Annotated in this window: 3 protein-coding genes and 1 pseudogene; 3 read left to right on the top strand and 1 reads right to left on the bottom strand. The window is 76.5% G+C overall.

Annotated elements, in window-relative coordinates; translation table 11 throughout:
- The coding region (gene dacB, locus BGO22_RS08100; protein WP_286850002.1) for a D-alanyl-D-alanine carboxypeptidase/D-alanyl-D-alanine endopeptidase at nt 1–1,084 on the bottom strand (1,084 nt) is incomplete at its 3' end.
- A gap of 61 nt (nt 1,085–1,145) precedes the next feature.
- On the opposite strand from dacB, the gene tsaB reads away from it, so the two are divergent.
- From tsaB to BGO22_RS08085, 3 genes and pseudogenes are all read left to right on the top strand, one after another.
- Nucleotides 1,146–1,907, top strand: coding sequence for a tRNA (adenosine(37)-N6)-threonylcarbamoyltransferase complex dimerization subunit type 1 TsaB (gene tsaB / locus BGO22_RS08095; protein WP_070399472.1), 762 nt, complete (start codon nt 1,146–1,148; stop codon nt 1,905–1,907).
- Between the two features lie 140 nt (nt 1,908–2,047).
- Nucleotides 2,048–2,593, top strand: a complete 546-nt coding sequence (rimI, locus tag BGO22_RS08090; protein WP_286850005.1) for a ribosomal protein S18-alanine N-acetyltransferase — start codon at nt 2,048–2,050, stop codon at nt 2,591–2,593.
- Nucleotides 2,590–2,851 (top strand): annotated as a pseudogene (locus tag BGO22_RS08085) (uracil-DNA glycosylase); the annotation flags it as partial. The gene rimI and the pseudogene BGO22_RS08085, both read left to right, overlap by 4 nt.

Below are 2,851 nucleotides of genomic sequence, written 5' to 3'. Positions count from 1 at the left end.
GGCGCCACCAGTTGCCCAGCACCGTGCGCGCCTGCTCGAAGCCGCTGCGCTTCCAGGGCAGCGGCCCGCTGCCGGGCAGCGCCGTGGCCTGCGGCGCCAGTTGGCCCAGCGTGAGGAACACCTGCTGGGCCATCACGTTGTTGCTCCACTGGTTCACGTCGGTGAGGATGTCGGTCAGCGGCAGCGAGGGCGCGTCGAGCAGCAGCTTGGCGTCCAGCGGCGTGAGGCCGGCGCGCACCTGGCCCGTGAGCAGGCCGCCGCTGGCGCGCCACAGGCCCTCCATCGCGCGCGCCGCGAAGCTGGCCGGGTCCTGGTAGGCCACGGGCCATTTCTGCTCGCCGCAGCGCAGGGGGTAGCGGCCCTGGAAGGCGATGCGGCCGGGGTCGTCGAAGCGCGCGCGCAGCCCGCCGCGCCAGTCGCCGCAGGCGCCGTTGGACAGGGGCACGCTGGCGTCGATGGCCAGGCCCGCCAGCGGCGGCTCGCTGACCACGCGCGCCACGCCCGCCGCGGCGTCGGGCATGAAACCCAGCACCACCGACTTGAAGTTCACCAGCAGCGCGTCGGGCCCGGCGTTGTAGGGGCGCAGGGCCTCGCCATCGAAAGCGCCGGGGTCGTAGGGCGGCAGGTCGAAAGCGCTGCTGTCGAGCACCATGTCGCCCAGGATGAGCTGCACACCCTGCGCCTGCAGGGCGGCGAAGGCCTCCTGGATGCGCTCGAGCACGAACTTGGGGTCGCCGCCGCCGCGCACGTAGAGGTTGCCGCGCAGCGCACCGGCCTCCAGCGGGCCGTCGGTGTAGAAGCGCGTGCTCCAGGTGTAGCCGGGGCCCAGCAGGTCGAAAGCGGCGTAGCTGGTCACCAGCTTCATCACCGAGGCCGGGTTGACCGGCATCCCCGACTGGTGGCGCAGCCGCGCCTCATGGCCGTCCAGCGGCACCACCACGGCGGCGAAGGCGGTGGCGGGCACCTCGGCCCGTGCCAGCGCCGCCGCCACCGGTGGCGGCAGCGCCTCGCGCGAAGGCCCCTGGGCGCAGGCCGGCAGGGCGATGGCCAGCGCCAACAGCAGGGGCGACAGGAATCGGTTCACGCGGGGGATTATCGGCCGGGCCCCGGCAGGTCCCTCCAGGCCGGTGGCCGATAATCCCCCGATGCCTGCCGCCCCGTGTTTCCTGGCCATCGAGACCAGCACCGACACCCTCTCGCTGGCCCTGGGCACCGGGCGGGCCGGCGAGGCCGTGCACCGCTTCCAGGGCCCCGGCGGCGCCCAGGCCTCCACCGAACTGCTGCCCCAGGTGCGGCGCCTGCTGGCCGAGGCCGGCCGGTCGCTGGACGAACTGGACGCCATCGCCTTCGGGCGCGGCCCCGGCTCGTTCACCGGCCTGCGCACCGCCTGCGCCGTGGCCCAGGGCCTGGCCTACGGCACGCGCGGACCGCGCCACCCCCAGGGCCTGCCCGTCCTGCCCATCGACACCCTGCTGGCCCTGGCCGAGCAGGCCCGCGCCGACGACGCGGCCGAGGGCCACACGGCGCCCGCTCACATCGTGGCCCTGCTCGACGCGCGCATGGACGAGCTCTACCTGGCGGCCTACGCACTCGACGGCGAATCGCTGCGCGCCCTCGCCCCGCCCCGGCTGTGCGCGCCCGCCGACCTCGCGGGCTGGCTGCACGACCAAGGCCTGGCCGACGGCACCCGCACCCTGCTCGCGGGCAACGCCTTCGCGGCCTACGCCGACGCCCTGCGCGACGCGCCCGGCCGCCGCCGCGCGGCCCTGCCCACGGCCGACGCCTTGCTGCGCCTGGCCCCGGCGCTGATGGCCCGGGGCGCCGCGGTCGGCGCCGCCGAGGCCCTGCCGCTGTACGTGCGCGACAAGGTCGCGCGCACCACGGCCGAACGCGAGGCCGGGACATGAAGCACCCCCGCGCCGGGCTTTGCCCGGCACCCCCTCCAGGGGGCGATGCCAGCGGCCCGGCAAAGCCGGTGCCGCGGCATCCCTCGATGGATGCGGCCGCCACCCTGCCCGGATGGACCGCCGGCCTGTGGCCCGCGCCCATGGACACCCTGCCCGTGCCGCTGGAGGCCGAGGCGCGCGCCATCGCCTTCATGCCCATGACCGAAGCCGACCTGGACGCGGTGCACGCGGTCGAGACCAGCGCCTACGGCCACCCGTGGTCGCCGCGGCACTTCCGCGACTCGCTGCAGGCCGGCTACCCGGCCGTGATGCTGATCGGCGAAGCGCACGCGGGCGAAAGCCCCTGGCCCCCCCGGCCCGACGGCCGCTGGCTGCTCGGCTACCTGGTGGCCATGCCCGGCGTGGACGAGGTGCACCTGCTCAACCTCACCGTGAACCCGCCGCACCAGCGCCAGGGCTGGGCGCGCTTCATGCTCGACGCGCTGTCGCTGTGGTCGCGCGGCCAGGGCGCGCGCGCGCTGTGGCTGGAGGTGCGCCAGAGCAACGCGCCCGCGCGCCGGCTGTATGAACGCTACGGCTTTCGCGAGGTGGGCGTGCGCCGCGGCTACTACCCGCTGTCGGCGCTGCAGCGCGAGGACGCGGTGGTGATGCAACTGGGCCTGGACGGCACGCAGGGCACCGAATGACCGATCGGACCGACACGCCCGACGGCTGGGTGCGCGAGCTCGACGCGCGCCAGCGCGCCATGCTCGCCGAGATGGGCGTGAAGGTCTGGGTGCCCGCCCCGCCGCGCGCGCCCGCGGCCAGCGCCGAGCCGGCGACCAGCGCCGAGGCGGCGCCCGCCGCGACGGCCACGCCCGCACCCGCCGCGCGCCCGCCCGCGGCGGTCCGCCCGCCCCACGCCCGCACCCGCCGCGCGCCCGCCCGCGGCGGTCCGCCCGCCC

This window comes from Hydrogenophaga sp. 70-12 (assembly GCF_001897365.1).
GTDB classification, from domain to species: domain Bacteria; phylum Pseudomonadota; class Gammaproteobacteria; order Burkholderiales; family Burkholderiaceae_C; genus Hydrogenophaga; species Hydrogenophaga borbori.
The sequence above is the reverse complement of the archived record's forward strand: the minus strand, read 5'-3'. Positions and strand labels throughout refer to the sequence as shown.

Coding starts and splice junctions, on each gene's coding strand:
- tsaB (WP_070399472.1), top strand. CDS start 1,146: ATGCCTGCCGCCCCGTGTTTCCTGGCCATCGAGACCAGCACCGACACC.
- rimI (WP_286850005.1), top strand. CDS start 2,048: ATGGACACCCTGCCCGTGCCGCTGGAGGCCGAGGCGCGCGCCATCGCC.